Annotated in this window: 17 protein-coding genes; 6 read left to right on the forward strand and 11 right to left on the reverse strand. The window is 61.9% G+C overall.

From position 1 onward, the window contains the following. Nucleotides 1–2 precede the first annotated feature (2 nt). From HX805_RS05675 to HX805_RS05685, 3 genes are read right to left on the reverse strand one after another with little or no spacing between them, the layout of a single operon-like run. Complete coding sequence (locus tag HX805_RS05675; RefSeq protein WP_177047167.1) at nt 3–1,343, reverse strand: MFS transporter; 1,341 nt, start codon at nt 1,341–1,343, stop codon at nt 3–5. 42 nt (nt 1,344–1,385) lie between these two features. Beyond that, nucleotides 1,386–2,264 carry a polysaccharide deacetylase gene (locus tag HX805_RS05680; RefSeq protein ID WP_003210406.1) on the reverse strand — a complete coding sequence of 293 codons (879 nt, stop codon included), beginning with the start codon at nt 2,262–2,264 and terminating at the stop codon, nt 1,386–1,388. A gap of 11 nt (nt 2,265–2,275) precedes the next feature. Further along, nucleotides 2,276–3,619, reverse strand: a complete 1,344-nt coding sequence (locus HX805_RS05685) for an amidase (RefSeq protein ID WP_177116685.1) — start codon at nt 3,617–3,619, stop codon at nt 2,276–2,278. Between the two features lie 336 nt (nt 3,620–3,955). Here HX805_RS05685 and HX805_RS05690 point away from each other — a divergent pair, with 336 nt between their 5' ends. From HX805_RS05690 to cmoB, 6 genes are all read left to right on the forward strand, one after another. Then, a complete protein-coding gene (locus HX805_RS05690) occupies nt 3,956–4,945 on the forward strand; it encodes a GntR family transcriptional regulator (protein ID WP_177021377.1) in 990 nt (329 codons plus the stop codon). Between the two features lie 222 nt (nt 4,946–5,167). Further along, nucleotides 5,168–7,588, forward strand: a complete 2,421-nt coding sequence (gene lon, locus HX805_RS05695) for an endopeptidase La (protein WP_003210412.1) — start codon at nt 5,168–5,170, stop codon at nt 7,586–7,588. Nucleotides 7,589–7,787: 199 nt separating this feature from the next. Then, a complete protein-coding gene (locus HX805_RS05700) occupies nt 7,788–8,180 on the forward strand; it encodes a protease inhibitor I42 family protein (RefSeq protein WP_003210413.1) in 393 nt (130 codons plus the stop codon). 1 nt (nt 8,181) lies between these two features. Further along, the gene (locus tag HX805_RS05705) at nt 8,182–8,826 is read left to right on the forward strand and encodes a lysoplasmalogenase (RefSeq protein WP_003210415.1); all 645 of its coding nucleotides are present in this window, start codon (nt 8,182–8,184) and stop codon (nt 8,824–8,826) included. A 136-nt stretch (nt 8,827–8,962) separates the two neighbouring features. Beyond that, a complete protein-coding gene (cmoA, locus tag HX805_RS05710) occupies nt 8,963–9,706 on the forward strand; it encodes a carboxy-S-adenosyl-L-methionine synthase CmoA (RefSeq protein WP_003210418.1) in 744 nt (247 codons plus the stop codon). Next, nucleotides 9,703–10,659: a tRNA 5-methoxyuridine(34)/uridine 5-oxyacetic acid(34) synthase CmoB gene (gene cmoB, locus HX805_RS05715; protein ID WP_177116686.1), complete on the forward strand. Its 957-nt coding sequence runs from the start codon at nt 9,703–9,705 to the stop codon at nt 10,657–10,659. Before cmoA ends, cmoB begins: the two co-directional genes overlap by 4 nt. Before the next feature lie 138 nt (nt 10,660–10,797). On the opposite strand, the gene tadA is transcribed toward cmoB, so the two are convergent. From tadA to lepA, 8 genes are all read right to left on the reverse strand, one after another. Beyond that, the gene (gene tadA, locus HX805_RS05720; RefSeq protein WP_003210422.1) at nt 10,798–11,289 is read right to left on the reverse strand and encodes a tRNA adenosine(34) deaminase TadA; all 492 of its coding nucleotides are present in this window, start codon (nt 11,287–11,289) and stop codon (nt 10,798–10,800) included. Further along, nucleotides 11,289–12,668 (reverse strand): multicopper oxidase family protein, encoded by a 1,380-nt coding sequence (locus tag HX805_RS05725; RefSeq protein WP_087695164.1) that lies wholly within the window; start codon nt 12,666–12,668, stop codon nt 11,289–11,291. The genes tadA and HX805_RS05725 overlap by 1 nt, the downstream gene beginning before the upstream one ends. A gap of 218 nt (nt 12,669–12,886) precedes the next feature. Beyond that, complete coding sequence (gene pdxJ, locus HX805_RS05730; RefSeq protein WP_003210427.1) at nt 12,887–13,630, reverse strand: pyridoxine 5'-phosphate synthase; 744 nt, start codon at nt 13,628–13,630, stop codon at nt 12,887–12,889. A gap of 52 nt (nt 13,631–13,682) precedes the next feature. After that, nucleotides 13,683–14,372, reverse strand: coding sequence for a DNA repair protein RecO (gene recO, locus HX805_RS05735; RefSeq protein ID WP_003210428.1), 690 nt, complete (start codon nt 14,370–14,372; stop codon nt 13,683–13,685). Between the two features lie 164 nt (nt 14,373–14,536). After that, entirely contained in the window at nt 14,537–15,439 is a 903-nt protein-coding gene (gene era / locus HX805_RS05740) for a GTPase Era (RefSeq protein ID WP_003210432.1), read from the reverse strand. Beyond that, complete coding sequence (rnc, locus tag HX805_RS05745; RefSeq protein ID WP_177116687.1) at nt 15,432–16,121, reverse strand: ribonuclease III; 690 nt, start codon at nt 16,119–16,121, stop codon at nt 15,432–15,434. Before rnc ends, era begins: the two co-directional genes overlap by 8 nt. A gap of 147 nt (nt 16,122–16,268) precedes the next feature. Continuing rightward, nucleotides 16,269–17,123, reverse strand: a complete 855-nt coding sequence (gene lepB / locus HX805_RS05750; protein ID WP_003210437.1) for a signal peptidase I — start codon at nt 17,121–17,123, stop codon at nt 16,269–16,271. Nucleotides 17,124–17,128: 5 nt separating this feature from the next. After that, nucleotides 17,129–18,928, reverse strand: a complete 1,800-nt coding sequence (gene lepA / locus HX805_RS05755; protein WP_003210439.1) for a translation elongation factor 4 — start codon at nt 18,926–18,928, stop codon at nt 17,129–17,131. Between the last annotated feature and the right edge of the window lie 11 nt (nt 18,929–18,939).

An 18,939-nucleotide genomic window follows, 5' to 3' on the forward strand; every position in this document is an offset into this window, starting at 1 on the left:
CCTTACTGGACGGTTTCCGGACGCACATGGCGCGCGGCAAACATCAACGCACCGGACAGGAAGCACGGCAGCGCGCCGAACCACAGCGCAGCGGTCTGCCAGTCACTGCCGGCCGACAACACCTGGGTCGCGCCAAACCCGGCAACCACCGCACCAATGGGCCCCATGGCATGGATGATCGCGCCGCCGGTGGCACGGATGCTGGTGGGGAAACTTTCACTGATGAAAAACAGCGCCGCCGAGTACGGCCCGATCAGGAAGAACAGGCCCAGGCTGTACAGCCCCACCACCATCGCCATGTTGCTCGGGCCAAACAGCATCCCGGCAAACGACAGCCCGCCGAGCATCCAGCCCAGGCCGATGACATTGCGCCGGCCGATCTTGTCGCCCATCCAGCCGTGGCTGAGGTAGCCGCAGTAGCCCACCAGGTTCGACAGCACGAGGATGATCAGCGAGTTCTCGAACGAGATGTGGTGCACGCTGACGATCACCGACGTACCCAGCACGCTGAACACCTGGATCGCCGCCCAGTTGAGCAGCAGCGCCGCACCGATCACCAGGGTTGCACGGCGGGCCGGGCCACGGAATGCGGCCTTGAGGCCGGCCTTGCTGTGTTCGTCATAGTCCACGCCGTAGGTCACAGCGACGTTTTGCGCCTCTTTCACCGCGCCGCTTTTACGCAGCTCGCTGATGCGCTGGTGAATCTGGAACTGCGGGCTTTCCTTGAGCTTGCGCGCCATGACCGCGATGACAATCGCCGGGATCGCCGCAAACACGAAGCACCCCTGCCAGCCAATCACCGGCAGCAACAGCGCGGTCAAACCCGCCGCGATCAACGCGCCCACCGGCCAGCCGCCCTGCACCAGGCTGTAGATAAAGCCGCGACGCTTGGCCAGTTTTGGATCATCGGAAGCCGCGTACAGCTCGCTCAAGTAAGTCGCGTTGACGGTTTCCTCGGCATACCCCAGGCCGCCCAGCGAACGGATCAGGATCAGCGACGACTTGCCCCACGCACCACCAATGGCGGTGAGCGCCGAGCAGATCGCCGAACCGGCCACGGTGAAAATAATCCCTTTGCGCCGACCCAGTTTGTCCACGATCGGACCGATGGCCAGCGCGACCACGGCGGTGCCTACCGCCACCCATGTCGCAATCTCCGCTTGCTCCACTTCACCCCAATTAAAGTGCCGCCCGATTTCCGGCAGCAAGGTGCCGAAAAGGATGAAGTCATACACCGCAAACACCCAGGCGAAAAACGCGATCCAGGTGGCGAAACGCACCTCCTTGGGCGTCAGTTGCCGGGGTTTCCAGCCAGTCAGATCAAGCTTGTTGTAGATAGACATGAATCGCGCCTCGGGAGGTTGGCCAGGGTTTAGGTACGGGTGTCAGGTACGTGGTTGGCGGCGGATAAAGTCATCGGCGATTTCGTCGAAGGTGACGAAGCGCACGCCGGCATGGCTCTGGATGTGTTCGATCAGCCGCTCAAGCATCAGCAGCACTTGCGGGCGGCCGGACACGTCGGGGTGGATGGTCATGGTGAACACCGCGTGTTCGTGCTCGCGGTAGACCCAGTCGAACTGGTCGCGCCACATTTCTTCGAGGTGACGCGGGTTGACGAAGCCGTGGCTGTTGGGGGCTTTCTTGATGAACATCATCGGCGGCAGGTCGTCTAGGTACCAGTTGGCCGGGATCTCCACCAGGTCGGTTTCTTCGCCGCGCACCAGGGGTTTCATCCAGGTGTCGGGGTGCTGGCTGTAGTCGATCTTGGTCCAGGTGTCGCCCTTGCGCACGTAGTACGGGTGGAAGTCGTTGTGCATCAGGCTGTGGTCGTACTTGATGCCTTTTTTCAGCAGCAGTTCGTTGGTGACCTTGCTGAATTCCCACCACGGCGCGACGTAGCCGGTGGGGCGTTTGCCGGTGACCTGGGTGATCAGCTCGATGGACTTGTCGAGGACGATTTCTTCCTGCTCGGCCGTCATCGCAATCGGGTTTTCGTGGCTGTAGCCGTGCACACCGATTTCGTGACCGGCGTCGGCCACCGCCTTCATCTGCTCGGGGAAGGTTTCCATCGAGTGGCCGGGAATAAACCAGGTGGTGCGCAGGCCGTAGCGCTCGAACAATTTGAGCAGGCGTGGCGCACCGATTTCACCGGCGAACAGGCCGCGGGAAATGTCGTCCGGGGAATCTTCGCCGCCATAGGAACCGAGCCAGCCGGCGACCGCGTCGACGTCGACGCCAAATGCACAGAGGATGTCTTTAGCCATGATGTGTCTCCTTAAAAAGTGAGTGCGGTTTCTACTGACAGCGCGGCCCGAAGCAGGCGCGCGTCTTCGCCGCTGGGGGCGCTGAGCAGCAGGCCGGTGGGCAGGCCCAGGGCATCGCGGCCGCTGGGCAGGCTGACGCCGGGCATGTCCAGCAGGCTGCCGGGCATGGTCAGGCGCAGGGTGGCGAGGTTGGTGCTGACGAACAGTTCAAAGTCGACTTCCAACGGCGCCAGGGCCGGGGCCACATGGGCCACGGTGGGGGTGATGAGGATCGCGCCGTCGAGTTCGTCGACAAGCTGCTGTTGCAGGCGGCGACGGGCGTCGTACAGCGCCAGCAGTTGGCTGGCCGGCAGTGTGCGGGCCGCTTCAAGGCGACGGCGAACGCGGGGGTCGAGTTGCTCGGCATCAGGGCTGTCGAGCAGGGCTTCGTGGAGGGCGAAGGCTTCGAAGGCGCCGAGCCAGCCCTGGTGCAGGATCAGGTCGAGGGTGGCCTGGAAGGTCTTCGAGGGGCGCACGTCAATCAGCGCGCCGTCTGCCTTCAATCGGTCCACACAACGTTGCAGGTTGTCGCGCACCGCAGGTTCAACCCGTGCGTCTTCCAGCACACTTTGCTCGACCCAGAACCGCTGGCCATTGAGGCTGCGGGGCGGGCGTGGCGGGCGCTGCTCGCGACCATTGAGCAGGTCGTCGATGGCCAGTGCATCGCGCACGCTGCGGGTCAGCGGGCCGAGGCTGTCGAGGGTGTGAGCCAGCGGGAAAACGCCGTCGCGGCTGTAGCGCCGGCAACTGCTGCGATAACCGACCACGCCATTCAGCGCAGCCGGAATACGGATGGAGCCGGCGGTGTCGGTACCCATGGCGATCGGCACGATGCCGGCTGCCACGGCGACCGCCGAGCCCGACGACGAGCCGCCGGGAATCCGCGGTTGATCGACGCTGGCCGGGTTGTGCGGCGTGCCGAAATGCGGGTTCAGGCCCAGGCCGGAATAGGCCAGCTCGCTGAGGTTGGTCTTGCCGACGCTGACCATTCCGGCGCGGCACAACAGGCCCACACTTGGTGCGTCCAGCAAGACAGCCGGCGCATTGCGGCGATAGGCCGCGCCCGCCGTGGTAATGCTGCCGGCCACATCGAACAGATCTTTCCAGGCCAGTGGCACCCCGTCGAACACGCTCAACGGCTGGCCGGCACGCCAACGGGCAGCCGACGCTTCGGCCTCACGGCGGGCGCGCTCGGCGGTCAGGGAGATGAACACGCCGGGGGCCATGCTCGCGTGGGCAAGTGCCTGTTCCAGGACCTGCACCGGGTCGCTGCGACCGCTGGCGAAATCCTCGGCCATTGAAGTGGCGTCTGACATAGGAATGACCTTTGAAAAATGTACATATTAATAAAATGTACATTTTACAAAGGCAGCTTTCGTGCCAGTCTCGTGGACAGCTCGGTTGCCACACCTGGCACTTTGGAGCAGATCCACGGGCTAGATGGGTTTCAGGCATTAAAAGAAATATCGGCTGGAGTTTAAGGCTCGCCTGGAATGAAATAATGTATCTTTTATTAATAAATACATTTTGGTGCAGAAAAGTAACATCAACCCTCTGAAGGCCCCAAAAAAGTGCCACCGACGTGGCGCAGAGTGACAGGCGCAACTATGAGAGAATCCCCGGCCACCGACCCGTTTGCTCCAGAGAGCCCGATGAAAGCAGTGTCAGCCTCGGCTTCCCGTTACGCGATGATTCACCAGGTTCTGCGCGACGCCATCACCCACGGCACCGCCCGCCATGGCCTGGTGTTGCTGGAAGCGCCGCTGGCCGAATTGTTCGGCACCAGCCGGGTGCCGGTGCGCAAGGCGCTGAACCTGTTGCATGACGAAGGACTGATCTGCCGCTTTGATGGCCGGGGTTACCTGATCAACCCCGACGGCCTGGAGATGGAGCCGCTGCGCTTGCCCCTGAGCCATGCGCACCTGGGCCTCAACGGTGAAGATGAATTGGTGGACACCCGGCCACTGGGGGAGCGCATCGTCGAGGAAATCGGCGCGGCGCTCTCGACCTGTATCGCCTTCGGGCATTATCGCCTCGATGAACAGGCCGCCGCCGAGCACTACAACGTCAGCCGCGCGGTGGTGCGTGAAGCGCTGATGCGCCTGCGGGACCGTGGCCTGGTGGAAAAGGAACCCTATTCCCAATGGCTGGCCGGGCCACTGACTGCCCGGGAAGTCACCGAAGACTACGAACTGCGCGCCTGCCTGGAGCCCGAAGCCCTGCGCCAGAGCGCGCCGAACCTCGACCGCGACCTGCTGCACGCCATGTTGCAGCGCGTGCTCGATGCGCAAAACAGCGCCCATTGCAGCCTGGAAGAGATCGAGCAGATCGAGGAAGACCTGCACCAGCACTGCCTCGCCGGCCTGCAAAATCGCAAGATCGCCGCGCTGATTCGCCAGGGGCAGAGCCCGATGATCATCAGCCGGATTTTCTACCGGCTGCTGGGCATTGGTGCCGATCCGGCGATGCTGGCCGAGCACCGGCTGATCCTTGAGCTGTTGCTGCATGGCGCCTTCGACGCCGCCGCGCTGAACCTGCGCGAGCACCTGCAACGGGCCCGGCAGCGGATGTTGCAGCGGTTGAAAGTGCTGTCGGTGCTGCCTGAACAACCTTTACCGGCCTACTTGCACAAACTCAGCTGACGAAATGCAATCGAAAATGTGGGAGCGGGCTTGCTCGCGAAGGCGGCGCATCAGTCACAGATGCATCGACTGACAGACCGCCTTCGCGAGCAAGCCCGCTCCCACATTTGTTCAGCGGTGCTTTTGAAAATATTGTGCAATATGTTGCTATCTCACCCCACCCATTGAAACCACTGCCGACCCGCCCCATCTAACTTGCATACTTCCTTATGCAGGTGCCCCATGAGCGACCAGCAAGAATTCCCGGACATCGACCTCAACGACTACGCCGACCCGGAAAACGCTGAACACACTTCCGCCAACACTGGCTTGGCCCTCCCAGGGCAAAACCTGCCCGACAAGGTCTACATCATCCCGATCCACAACCGGCCTTTCTTCCCGGCGCAAGTGTTGCCGGTGATCGTCAATGAAGAGCCGTGGGCCGAAACCCTGGAGCTGGTGAGCAAGTCCGACCACCACTCCCTTGCCCTGTTCTTCATGGAAACCCCGCCCGAAGATCCGCGCCACTTCGACACCTCCAGCCTGCCGCTGTACGGCACCCTGGTGAAGGTGCACCACGCCAGCCGCGAAAACGGCAAGCTGCAATTCGTCGCCCAGGGCCTGACCCGCGTGCGGATCAAGACCTGGCTCAAGCACCACCGCCCACCGTACCTGGTGGAAGTCGAATACCCGCACCAGCCGACCCAGCCGACCGACGAGGTCAAGGCCTACGGCATGGCGCTGATCAATGCGATCAAGGAACTGCTGCCGCTCAACCCGCTGTACAGCGAAGAACTGAAGAACTACCTCAACCGCTTCAGCCCCAACGACCCGTCGCCGCTGACCGACTTCGCCGCCGCCCTCACCTCGGCCACCGGCACTGAACTGCAGCAAGTGCTGGACTGCGTGCCCATGCTCAAGCGCATGGAAAAAGTCCTGCCGATGCTGCGCAAGGAAGTCGAAGTCGCGCGCCTGCAAAAAGAAATCTCCGCCGAAGTGAACCGCAAGATCGGCGAACACCAGCGCGAGTTCTTCCTCAAGGAACAACTCAAGGTCATCCAGCAAGAGCTGGGGCTGACCAAGGACGATCGCAGCGCCGACGTCGAGCAATTCGAACAACGCCTGGTGGACAAGGTCCTGCCGACCCAGGCGCAGAAACGCATCAGCGAAGAAATGAACAAGCTGTCGATCCTGGAAACCGGTTCGCCGGAGTACGCGGTCACCCGCAACTACCTGGACTGGGCCACCTCGGTGCCGTGGGGCGTGTATGGCGAGGACAAACTCGACCTCAAGCACGCCCGCAAGGTACTCGACAAACACCACGCCGGCCTGGATGACATCAAGAGTCGCATCCTCGAGTTCCTCGCCGTGGGCGCCTATAAGGGCGAAGTCGCCGGCTCCATCGTGTTGCTGGTGGGCCCGCCGGGCGTGGGCAAGACCAGTGTCGGCAAATCGATTGCCGAATCCCTCGGCCGGCCGTTCTACCGCTTCAGCGTCGGCGGCATGCGTGACGAGGCCGAGATCAAGGGCCATCGCCGCACCTACATCGGTGCGATGCCGGGCAAGTTGGTGCAAGCCCTCAAAGATGTGGAAGTGATGAACCCGGTGATCATGCTCGACGAGATCGACAAGATGGGCCAGAGCTACCAGGGCGACCCGGCCTCGGCCCTGCTCGAAACCCTCGACCCGGAACAGAACGTCGAATTCCTCGACCACTACCTGGACCTGCGCCTGGACCTGTCCAAAGTGCTGTTCGTGTGCACCGCCAACACCCTGGATTCGATCCCCGGCCCGTTGCTGGACCGGATGGAAGTGATTCGCCTGTCGGGCTACATCACCGAAGAAAAGGTCGCGATTGCCAAGCGTCACCTGTGGCCCAAGCAGCTGGAAAAAGCCGGCGTGTCGAAAAACAGCCTGTCCATCAGCGACGGCGCCCTGCGCGCCCTGATCGATGGTTACGCTCGCGAAGCCGGGGTGCGTCAGTTGGAGAAACAGCTGGGCAAACTGGTGCGCAAGGCGGTGGTCAAGCTGCTGGATGAGCCGGACTCGGTGATCAAGATCGGCAACAAGGACCTGGAAGCCTCCCTGGGCATGCCGGTGTTCCGTAACGAGCAAGTGCTGTCGGGCACCGGTGTGATCACCGGCCTGGCCTGGACCAGCATGGGCGGCGCGACCCTGCCGATCGAGGCGACGCGCATCCACACGCTGAACCGTGGCTTCAAGCTCACCGGGCAACTGGGTGAAGTGATGAAGGAGTCGGCCGAGATTGCCTACAGCTACATCAGCTCGAACCTGAAGTCGTTTGGCGGTGACCCGAAGTTCTTCGATGAAGCCTTCGTGCACCTGCACGTGCCGGAAGGCGCCACACCGAAAGACGGCCCGAGCGCGGGCGTGACCATGGCCAGTGCGCTGCTGTCGCTGGCGCGTAACCAGCCGCCGAAAAAAGGCGTGGCCATGACCGGTGAACTGACGCTGACCGGGCATGTGCTGCCGATTGGCGGGGTGCGCGAGAAGGTGATTGCGGCGCGGCGCCAGAAGATTCACGAGTTGATCTTGCCGGAGCCTAACCGGGGGAGCTTTGAAGAGCTGCCGGAGTACCTGAAGGAAGGGATGACGGTGCACTTTGCCAAGCGCTTTGCGGATGTGGCGAAGGTGTTGTTCTGATAGTTATGTAGCGCCTGAGCTGGCCTCTTCGCGAGCAAGCCCGCTCCCACACTTGACCGAGTCCATGCTTTGGAATGCGGTCGAATGTGGGAGCGGGCTTGCTCGCGAAGAGGCCGGTGCAGCCAACACAACGCCATCTGTCACACCTTGTCTCATCTTCGGTTATGCTCGCCCTTCGTCGCCAAACAACGGAGCCCCCATGACCGCTGCCCGTCTGCTTCTCCCCCTGAGCCTTTGCCTGCTCGCCGCCTGCGCCAGTGCGCCGAAGCAAAACGTCACCGTGGAAAAACAGAGCGCCTGCCCGCTGCAACTCAAGACCGGGCAAAACCTGATCCTGACCCTGCCCAGCAATCCCACCACCGGTTACCGCTGGGCCATCCAGGACTCGGCCGGCGGCGTGCTGCGCAGCCTGAGCCCCGAGGTCTACAGCAACACCGACGACACCGGCGTGGTCGGCAGTGGCGGCCAATCCACCTGGCGCTTCCAGGCCTTCAACGCCGGCCAGGGCCGTTTGCGCCTCACCTCACAACAACCCTGGGAGCCGGAAGCTGAACCGGCCGAAACCTTCGACTGCGCCATTACGGTGAACTGATATGCCATGGATGATCCTTGCGTTGATGGGGGCGGTAACCTTTATCTACGGCCTGAGCACCCACGCCACCCTGCTCTGCCTGTTGGTAAAGCCATTGCCGGTACTGGCGCTGCTGGGCTGGCTGCATGATGCGCCGCCCACCGACTATCGACGCTGGATCAGCCTGGGGCTGATTTTTTCCCTGGTGGGCGACGTGCTGCTGGCCTGGCCCGGCGACCTGTTCATCTTCGGCCTCGGTGCGTTTTTGTTCGCACACCTGGCGTACCTGAAAGCCTACTTGAGCGACTGCCGCCGCCCGGCGATTTTGCCGCTGGTACTGGCGCTGGTGGTGGGCGCGATCTTGCTGAGCATTCTGATTTCCCATGGCCTGGGCCCATTGCTGGTGCCGGTGGTGGTGTATGCGCTGGTGATCAGCGCGATGCTGTGGCGAGCGCTTGCGCGGTTGGGCAGCGGCGTGCCCAAGCGCTCGGCATACCTGGCGGCCGCAGGTGCGGCGTCGTTCGTGTTTTCCGACACGCTGATCGGGATCAATCGGTTTGTGGTGGCGTTTGAAGCGGCGCCGTATTTGCTGATTGTCAGCTACTGGCTGGGGCAGTGGGGCATTACGGCCTCTTCCTTTCCTCAGAAAAAAACCGTCAACCTGTAGGAGCTGGCTTGCCAGCGAAAAAACCCACAGTTGCCGCGTTCATCCAGAAAGTCCGCGTCATCGTTAACGAACATCGCCGGCAAGCCAGCTCCTACGCTAAAATGCCCGGCTTTCCCCCTTCGTCGCCGGAACAGCCGTGAGCAAAGAACCCGATCGCCTATTCGCCCAGCCCCTGCCCCAGGTGCCGGACTTCGCTTTCAACGAAGACGTGGTGCGGGTTTTCCCGGACATGATCAAGCGCTCGGTGCCCGGCTACCCGACCATCGTCGAGAACCTCGGCGTACTCGCGGCGCAGTTTGCCCAGCCCAATAGTGTGCTCTACGACCTCGGTTCATCCCTCGGCGCGGTGACCCAGGCCCTGCGCCGTCACGTGCGCACCGACGGTTGCCGGGTGATCGCGGTGGATAACTCGGCGGCGATGGTCGAGCGTTGCCGCGAATACCTCAACGGCCAGGACTCGATGTTCCAGGAGTTGCTGCCGGTGGAGGTGATCGAGGGCGATATCCTCGCCCTGCAATTCCAGCCGGCTTCGGTAGTGGCGCTGAACTTCACCCTGCAATTCATCGCCCCCGAACAACGCCAGGCGTTGCTCTCGCGCATTCGCCAATCGCTGCTGCCGGGCGGAGCGCTGATCCTTTCGGAAAAGCTGCGCTTCAATGACCCGGAAGAACATGCGCTGCTCACCGATTTGCACATCGCCTTCAAGCGCGCCAACGGCTACAGCGAACTGGAAATCGCCCAGAAGCGCAGCGCCATCGAAAACGTCATGAAGCCCGACAGCCTCGAAGAACACCGCGAACGCCTGCTGGCGGCCGGATTCTCGAAAGTCGTGCCGTGGTTCCAGTGTCTTAACTTTGCTTCGTTGATTGCCTTGCCATGATTGATCTGTCTCCCCTCGCCCGCCATCTGGTCGGCACTCCCCTGGCCGTATGGGCCCAGGGCCTGCAAGCGCAACTCGATGCAAAGATGGAAAAAGGCCATGGCGACCTGGAACGCTGGCAGAGCGCGCTGGATGCGCTGCCGAAGATCATGCCCAGTGAAATCGACCTGCTGAACGGCCTCGTGCTCGATACCGACTGCGACGACGACACCCGTGCGCAAATGCGTACTGCGCTGATGGGCCTTTGCCCGTGGCGCAAGGGGCCGTTCGATCTGTTCGGCGTGCACGTGGACACCGAATGGCGCTCGGACTGGAAGTGGTCACGGGTCGCGCCGCACCTGGACCTCAAGGGCAAACGCATCCTCGATGTGGGCTGCGGCAACGGCTATTACATGTGGCGCATGCTCGGCGCCGGCGCCGACAGTGTGATTGGCGTCGACCCGAACTGGTTGTTCTTCTGCCAGTTCCAGGCGGTGCAGCGTTATCTGCCGACGCCCAAGGCCTGGCACCTGCCGTTCCCGTTTGAAGACCTGCCGTCGAACATGGAAGGCTTCGACACGGTATTTTCCATGGGCGTGTTCTACCATCGCCGCTCGCCCATCGAGCATTTGCTGGCGCTGAAGGATTGCCTGGTCAAGGGTGGGGAGCTGGTGCTGGAGACGCTGGTGGTTGAAGGCGATCAGCAGCAAGTGCTGGTGCCGGAAGACCGCTACGCGCAGATGCGCAACGTTTGGTTCCTGCCGTCGGTGCCGGCGCTGATGCTGTGGCTGCGGCGTGCGGGCTTCAGTGATGTGCGCTGTGTGGATGTGAGCGTGACCACGGTCGAGGAACAGCGCGGCACGGCGTGGATGAAGTATCAGTCCCTCAGCGACTTCCTGGCCCCTGAAGATCACAGCAAGACCATCGAAGGGCTGCCGGCGCCGATGCGGGCGGTGATTGTCGCGAAGAAATAAGACTGCTGTTGTGTTGAAGAAATAAGACTGCTGTTGTGGCGAGGGAGCTTGCTCCCGCTGGAGTGCGCAGCGCTCCCCAGATTTTGGGGCCGCTACGCAGCCCAGCGGGAGCAAGCTCCCTCGCCACAGGGTATCGCGTCAGCCTTTGGCTCTTCGCGCCTTGAAGAACTCGCTCAACACCGTCCCGCACTCCTCGGCCAACACCCCGCCCTCATACAGCACCCGATGGTTGAGAAAGCCCTGGGTAAAAAACTGCCCCTGGCTTTGCACAATCCCGGCTTTGGGCTCCAGCGCGCCGTACACCACCCGGGCAATCCGTGAATGCACGATCAGCCCGGCGCACATGCTGCACGGCTCCAGCGTGACGTAGAGCGTGCTGCCCGGCAGCCGGTAATTGCTGACAGCCTGAGCAGCGGCCCGAATCGCGACCATCTCGGCATGCGCACTGGGGTCGTTGCCGCTGATGGGGCAGTTGAAGCCGCGCCCGATTACTTCGCCATCCTGCACCAGCACCGCGCCCACCGGCACTTCGCCCAGCGCGGCACCCTGGGCAGCCAGGGCCAGCGCTTCACGCATGAAGTCCTGGTCGCGGCTGCGGTCGATAATCGCCGTGGGGCGAAACTGGCGCATCACGCCACCTCGATGGCGGCCATCAGGCCGGTTTCCATGTGGTCGATCACATGGCAGTGGAACATCCAGACACCCGGGTTATCCGCCACCAGCGCCACGCGGGCACGCTCGTTCTTGCCCAGCAGGTAGGTGTCGGTGAAGTACGGAATCACCTTGTGGCGGTTCGAGGCGATGACCTTGAAACTCATGCCGTGCAGGTGGATCGGGTGTTGGTACTGGGTCATGTTCTTCAATTCGAAAATGTAGCTCTTGCCCTTTGCAAGCTTGGCAATCGGGCGGTCGGCGCAGGTCTTGTCGGTGATGTCCCAGGCCTGGCCGTTGATCTGCCACAGGCTCGGTGGCTTATTGTCCACGTTCACCGAGACCGATCCAACCCATTCGAAATTGAAGTTGAGTTTCTCGGCATTGGCCAGGTCCGGCTCGGCAATCGGGTTCGCCGGCAACGCAGGCGGCCATTCGGTCGCCGTGTCGGTGCTGGCCACCGAGCGGAAGGTGCCCAGGCGTACCGGGCCGTTGCGGATCGACAACTCTTCACCGGCGGGCGGCGCCTTGATCGCCAGGCAGATGCGCATGCCAGGGCCGAGCCAGTATTCCTTGCCCAGCGGGCGCGGTTCGATGGGGTTGCCGTCCAGGGCATAGATCTGCGCTTCAACGTCGGGGATGTTGATGCGATAGGTCAAGGTGTTATCGAGGTTGAGCAGGCGCACACGGGTGATCTGCCCGGCCGGCAAATCGATCACCGCCTGGGACACGCCATTGATGGTCGACAGGCGTCCGGCGGTGCCGCCCCGGGCCGCTTCGCGGGGAATGCTGAAGGCGACAAAAGCGCCCTCTTCGTCCACGTGCCAGCTTTTCAGGCTCAGGGTGCGTTCGTGCTTGAAACCGGTGGGTTCGCGCTCTTCGATGATCAGCGGGCCCACCAGGCCACGGCCCAGTTCTTCGCTGCTGTTCACGTGGGGGTGATACCAATAGCTGCCGGCATCGGGCACGCGGAATTTGTAGTCGAAGTATTCGCCCGGCAGTACCGGCAATTGCGAGACATACGGCACGCCGTCCATTTCCAGCGGCAGGCGTATGCCATGCCAGTGGATGGTGGTGGCGACCGGCAGGTGGTTGATAAAGCGCACCCGCAGCCATTCACCCTGGCGCACCCGCAACTCGGTGCCCGGCGCCGAAGGGCCGAAGGCCCAGGCCTGGGTCTTGTGCCCCGGCACCAGCTCCACGTCCAGCGGCGCGGCGATCAGCTCGTAATCGTGCCCCGCCTCGGCCTCGGCCACCTTCCCGAGCCAGTAGCGATAGGCGCCACCGGCACCGACGCCCACCACCGCGAGACCGGCAAGACCACCCAGGATTTGTCGACGGGAAAACGATTGGGACACAACAACCTCACGTATCTGCCGCGGGTCCGAGACCCGCAAAGGGCAGATACCATACACCGGCATCACCTAAACAGTAAGGGTTCGCATTGCCACATGTGGGAGCGGGCTTGTGTGGGAGCGGGCTTGCTCGCGAAAGCGGCGTGTCAGACGATGCATGAGTAACAGACCCACCGCCTTCGCGAGCAAGCCCGCTCCCACATTGGATCTTCAGCGCTCTTTTAATGTTTGGCGGCGGCCAGAATCAAGGCTTTCATCTCGGCGACGGCGCCTTTGAAGCCGACGAACAGCGCATGAGCCACCAGTGCATGGCCGATGTTCAGCTCGTTGATGCCCTTGATCGCAGCCACGGCTTCGACGTTATGGTAGTGCAGGCCGTGGCCGGCGTTGACGATCAGGCCTTCGCCCAGGCCGCAGTTGACGCCGTCGATGATGCGCTGTAATTCGTCGGCAACTTCGGTCGGCGTGGTCGCGTCGGCATAACGGCCCGTGTGCAGTTCGATGGCCGGGGCACCGACACGGCGCGAAGCTTCGATCTGGCGCTCGTCGGCATCAATGAACAGCGAGACTTCACTGCCGATCTTCGACAGGCGCTCCACGGCAGCCTTGATCCGCGCTTCCTGGCCAGCCACATCGAGGCCGCCTTCGGTGGTCAGTTCCTGGCGGGTTTCCGGCACCAGGCAGATATGCGCAGGGCGAATGCGCTCGGCGAACGCCATCATTTCCTCGGTGACGCCCATTTCGAAGTTCATACGGGTTTGCAGCACGTCCTTGAGCAGCAGCACGTCGCGCTCCTGGATGTGGCGGCGGTCTTCGCGCAGGTGCACGGTGATGCCGTCGGCGCCCGCTTCTTCGGCGTCCAGCGCGGCCTTGACCGGGTCCGGGTAACGGGTGCCCCGGGCCTGGCGCAGGGTGGCTACGTGGTCGATGTTCACGCCGAGAAGAATGCGATTGCTGGTGGTCACGAAAAGCGCTCCTGAAGAGGGAAGGAATCGCTGCACAGCATACACGGGGATGTCAGGGCTTTCGAAACAACTCGCGGCTGACCAGTGGCCGACCGCCCAGATGCACGGCCAGGGCTTGGCGCATCAGGCGCTTGGCGGCGGACAGGGCGCCGGGGGCGGTCCAGTCGGCTTCGCTCATGGCGAGCAATTCGGTGCCCTGGAACAGGCCGGGTTGCAGCAGGTAGACCCGCTCCAGGCCTGCGTCCACTTGCAGGCGATACATGCCGTCGGCGGCGATGGGCTCGCCGTGCAGGTCGTTGCTCAGTTCGAAGCCGTAGCCCAAGTCATCCAGCAGGCGCCATTCGAATGCGCGCAGCAGCGGCTCCAGGGGACGGCCTTCGGCGAGGGCGAGCAAGGTGGCGGCGTAGTGATCGAAGACGCCGGGGTGCGGGTCTTCGGCGGGGAGCAGGCGGATCAGCAATTCGTTGAGGTAAAGGCCGCTGAACAGCGCCTCACCGTTGAGCCAGTTGGAGGCGCCGGCAGCTTCCATGCGGCCGACGTTCTTCAGCTCGCCGCGTCCACGAAACTCCACTTCCAGGGCCACGAAGGGCCGCGCCAGGGTGCCGGCCTTGCCGCGTGCACTGCGCAAGACCGCGCGCAGGCGGCCTTGGGGCGTGAGGAAGTCCACCAGGGCGCTGGTCTCGCGGTAGGCGCGGCTGTGCAAGACGTAGGCGGGTTGGCCGGTGGGTGGGGTTTGAGACATGGGGTTCTCGCTGCGGGAACACGGTCTGGAAAACAACGACTATCCAATGTGGGAGCGGGCTTGCTCGCGAATGCAGGGTGTCAGTCAACACATCTGGTGACTGACACCCTGCATTCGCGAGCAAGCCCGCTCCCACATTTGTCCTGCGGTGTTCCGGAGACCTGTTACAGGTCGCCGTAACCCAACGAACGCAACGCACGCTCATCATCGGACCAACCACCCTTAACCTTCACCCACAGGTTGAGCATGATCTTCGAATCAAACAGCAATTCCATGTCCTTGCGCGCTTCAGTGCCGATGCGCTTGATGCGCTCGCCCTTGTCGCCAATGATGATTTTCTTCTGGCCGTCACGCTCGACGAGGATCAACGCATGGATATGCAGGGTCTTGCCCTGCTGCTTGAACTCTTCGATTTCGACGGTGATCTGGTACGGCAGCTCGGCACCCATCTGGCGCATGATTTTCTCGCGTACCAGTTCGGCGGCGAGGAAACGGCTGCTGCGGTCGGTGATCTGGTCTTCCGGGAAGAAGTGTTCGTTCTCCGGCAGGTAGCCAGCAATCACACGTTCCAGGGCTTCAAGGTTATGCCCGTGCTGGGCCGAGATCGGCATGATCTGGGCGTTCGGCAGTTGTTCCTGCAGCCAGCTCAGGTGCGGCATCAGCTCGGCCTTGTCTTCGATGCGGTCAGTCTTGTTCAACGCGACGATCAACGGGCCGGTGACGTACTGCACGCGCTCCAGAACCATCTGGTCTTCGTCGGTCCACTTGGTGCGGTCGACCACGAAGATCACCACGTCGACGTCTTTCAACGCGGCCGAAGCGGTTTTGTTCATGTAGCGGTTGAGGGCCTTTTCGCCGCCTTTGTGCATGCCCGGGGTATCAACGTAGACAGCCTGTACGGCGCCTTCGGTCTTGATGCCCAGCATGTTGTGGCGGGTGGTCTGGGGCTTGCGCGAGGTGATCGCCAGCTTCTGTCCCAGGATGTGGTTCAGCAACGTGGACTTGCCCACGTTCGGACGGCCGACGATGGCAACATAGCCACAGCGAGTTGCGGTTGAATCAGTCATGGCCATTCTCCACGCCCAGGGCAATCAGTGCTGCAGCGGCCGCTACCTGTTCGGCAATACGACGGCTCACACCCTGACCTCGGCTTTTTTCATTCAGTAAGGTGATTTCGCATTCGACGAAGAACACTCGGCAATGCGGCTCACCCTGGATATCCACCACTTCGTAACGCGGCAGGTCGCAACCACGGGACTGCAGAAATTCCTGCAGGCGGGTCTTTGGATCTTTGTTGGTGTCTACCAGCGTCAGGCTTTCGATTTCGGTCGACAGCCAGGCGACGACGCGCTCTTTGGCCGCTTCCATGCCCGCGTCGAGGTAGATCGCGCCGATCAGTGCCTCAAGGGCGTCGGCCAGGATCGACTCGCGACGGAAACCGCCGCTCTTCAGCTCGCCGGAGCCCAGGCGCAGGTAATCACCCAGGTCGAAACCACGGGCCAGTACAGCCAGGGTCTCGCCTTTCACCAGGCGCGCACGCAAGCGCGACAACTGGCCTTCGCGGGCCAGCGGGAAGCGATTGAACAGGGCTTCGCCGGCGACGAAATTGAGGATGGCATCACCGAGGAATTCCAGGCGCTCGTTGTTACGCCCGGCAAAACTGCGGTGTGTGAGGGCAAGGATCATCAATTCCTGATCCTTGAAGATGTAGCCGAGCTGGCGCTCGAGACGGCTTAGAGAAACGCTCACGGTTTACCCACATTCAGTTCGAGGCACCGGTGGCCTGCGACGATTAACGCTGTGTTCAAATTCAAATCCTGGTGGTTGCTGCATGGAGCCTGGTTTTGTCCAAGCCCCAGAAAAGCATTCGGCGCTGTGTTCACAGCGCCGCATGGATTACTTGATCAGCCCGACCCGCGAGAAGTTCGGCAGGTGGCTGAGCTTGGGTTCCGGCCAACTCATCCAGACCGCGAAGGCCTTGCCGACGATATTCTGGTCGGGGACCATGCCCAGCAGATCCTTGGGAATATTCGGGTCATCCCAGTAGCGGCTGTCGTTGGAGTTGTCGCGGTTGTCGCCCATCATGAAGTAGTGCCCGGCAGGCACTGTCCACTGGTTGTCAGGCGGCGAACGGTAGCGGCTCATCTCCTTGCGGATTTCGTGCTCTACCGCCCCGAGTTTTTCCTGGTACAGCTCGGCGCTGCCCAGGGTGTTCGGCTCGGAACCGATCAGTTTTTCTGCCACCGACTCGCCGTTGACGAACAGGCGCTTGTCACTGGTGTAACGAATCACGTCGCCCGGCAGGCCCACTACACGCTTGATGTAGTTGACGTTCGGGTCGCTTGGGTAGCGAAACACCATCACATCGCCGCGCTGCGGGTCACCGATCTCGATCACTTTCTTGTCGATCACCGGCAAGCGGATCCCGTAGGAAAACTTGTTCACCAGGATGAAGTCGCCCACGTCCAGGGTAGGTTTCATCGAGCCCGAAGGGATCTGAAACGGTTCCACCAGGAACGAACGCAGCACCAGCACGATGAACAACACCGGGAAGAACGACTTGCCGTATTCAACCAGCATCGGCTCTTTGTTCAGTTTCTCGATCACCGCCACATCGGGCTGGCTGACGCTGCCCTGATAGGACGCGATGGCTGCCCGGCGACGCGGGGCGAAGAACACCAGATCGAGCAACGCCAATAGACCGCAAACGGCAACGGCGATGACCAGCAACAGCGGGAAATTTAGTGACATAGGACCTAACTATCCAACCTGAGCACCGCAAGGAAGGCTTCTTGTGGAATTTCCACGTTACCCACTTGCTTCATGCGTTTTTTACCGGCCTTTTGCTTCTCGAGCAGCTTGCGCTTACGGCTGACGTCGCCGCCATAGCATTTGGCCAGTACGTTCTTTCTGAGTGCCTTGACGGAAGTCCGTGCAATGATCTGCCCGCCGATGGCGGCCTGGATCGCGACGTCGAACATCTGGCGCGGAATCAGTTCTTTCATCTTTTCGGTCAACTGGCGACCTTTGTAGTGCGCGTTGTCCTTGTGCACGATCAGCGCCAGGGCATCCACCTTGTCGCCGTTGATCAGTACATCCAGCTTCACCAGATTAGCTGATTGGTAACGGTCAAAATGGTAATCCAGCGAAGCATAGCCGCGACTGGTGGATTTGAGACGGTCGAAGAAGTCCAGGACCACTTCGTTCATCGGCAAATCGTAGGTCACTTGCACCTGGGTACCGAGGAACAGCATGTCGTGTTGTACGCCACGCTTTTCGATACACAGGGTAATGACGTTGCCCAGATGCTCTTGCGGCACAAGAATATTGGCCCGCACGATCGGTTCGCGCATGTCTTCGATGGAAGACAGATCCGGAAGCTTGGACGGGTTGTCGACGTAAATCGTTTCACCGGTTTTCAGCGCCAGTTCAAAAATAACCGTCGGCGCGGTGGTGATCAGGTCCAGGTCGTATTCGCGCTCGAGGCGCTCCTGGATGATTTCCATGTGCAGCATGCCCAGGAACCCGCAGCGGAAGCCGAACCCGAGGGCGTCGGAGCTTTCCGGGGTGTACTGCAACGACGAGTCGTTGAGGGTCAGCTTCTGCAGGGCTTCGCGGAAGTCCTCGAAGTCGTCGGAGCTGACCGGGAACAGGCCGGCGTAAACCTGCGGCTGGATGCGTTTGAAGCCCGGCAGCACGTCGACGTCAGGGGTGGAGCTCAAGGTCAGGGTGTCACCTACCGGTGCACCGTGGATGTCCTTGATACCGGCGATGATGAAGCCTACTTCGCCGGCTTTCAGATCAGTGGTAGCCGTGTGCTTCGGGTTGAATACACCGACGCTGTCCACCAGGTGGATCTTGCCGGTGGACTTGACCAGGATCTTGTCGCCCTTCTTCACACGGCCGTGGCGCACGCGTACCAGGGAAACAACACCCAGGTAGTTGTCGAACCAGGAGTCGATGATCAACGCTTGCAGCGGATCTTCGTAGTTGCCGGTGGGGGCTGGAATGGTCTTGACCAGGCGCTCGAGCACCTCGTCGACGCCCAGGCCGGTCTTGGCGCTGCACTCGACGGCGTCGGTGGCGTCAATGCCGATGATCTTCTCGATCTCTTCCTTGACGCGGTCCGGATCGGCCTGTGGCAGGTCGATCTTGTTCAGCACCGGCATCACCTCCAGGCCTTGCTCGATGGCGGTGTAGCAGTTGGCCACGGACTGGGCTTCAACGCCCTGGCCCGCGTCCACTACCAGCAACGCACCTTCGCAGGCCGCCAGGGAACGGCTGACTTCATAGGTGAAGTCGACGTGGCCCGGGGTGTCAATGAAGTTGAGCTGGTACTTGATACCGTCTTTGGCGGTGTAGTACAGGGTTACGCTGTGGGCCTTGATGGTGATCCCGCGCTCGCGCTCGAGGTCCATGGAGTCCAGCACCTGGGCTTCCATTTCACGCTCGGCAAGGCCGCCGCACATCTGGATGAATCGATCGGCCAGCGTCGACTTGCCATGGTCAATGTGGGCGATGATGGAGAAATTGCGGATATGACTCAAATCACTCACGGATCAACACT

It is taken from the genome of Pseudomonas sp. G5001 (assembly GCF_013385475.1).
Classification (GTDB): Bacteria; Pseudomonadota; Gammaproteobacteria; order Pseudomonadales; family Pseudomonadaceae; genus Aquipseudomonas.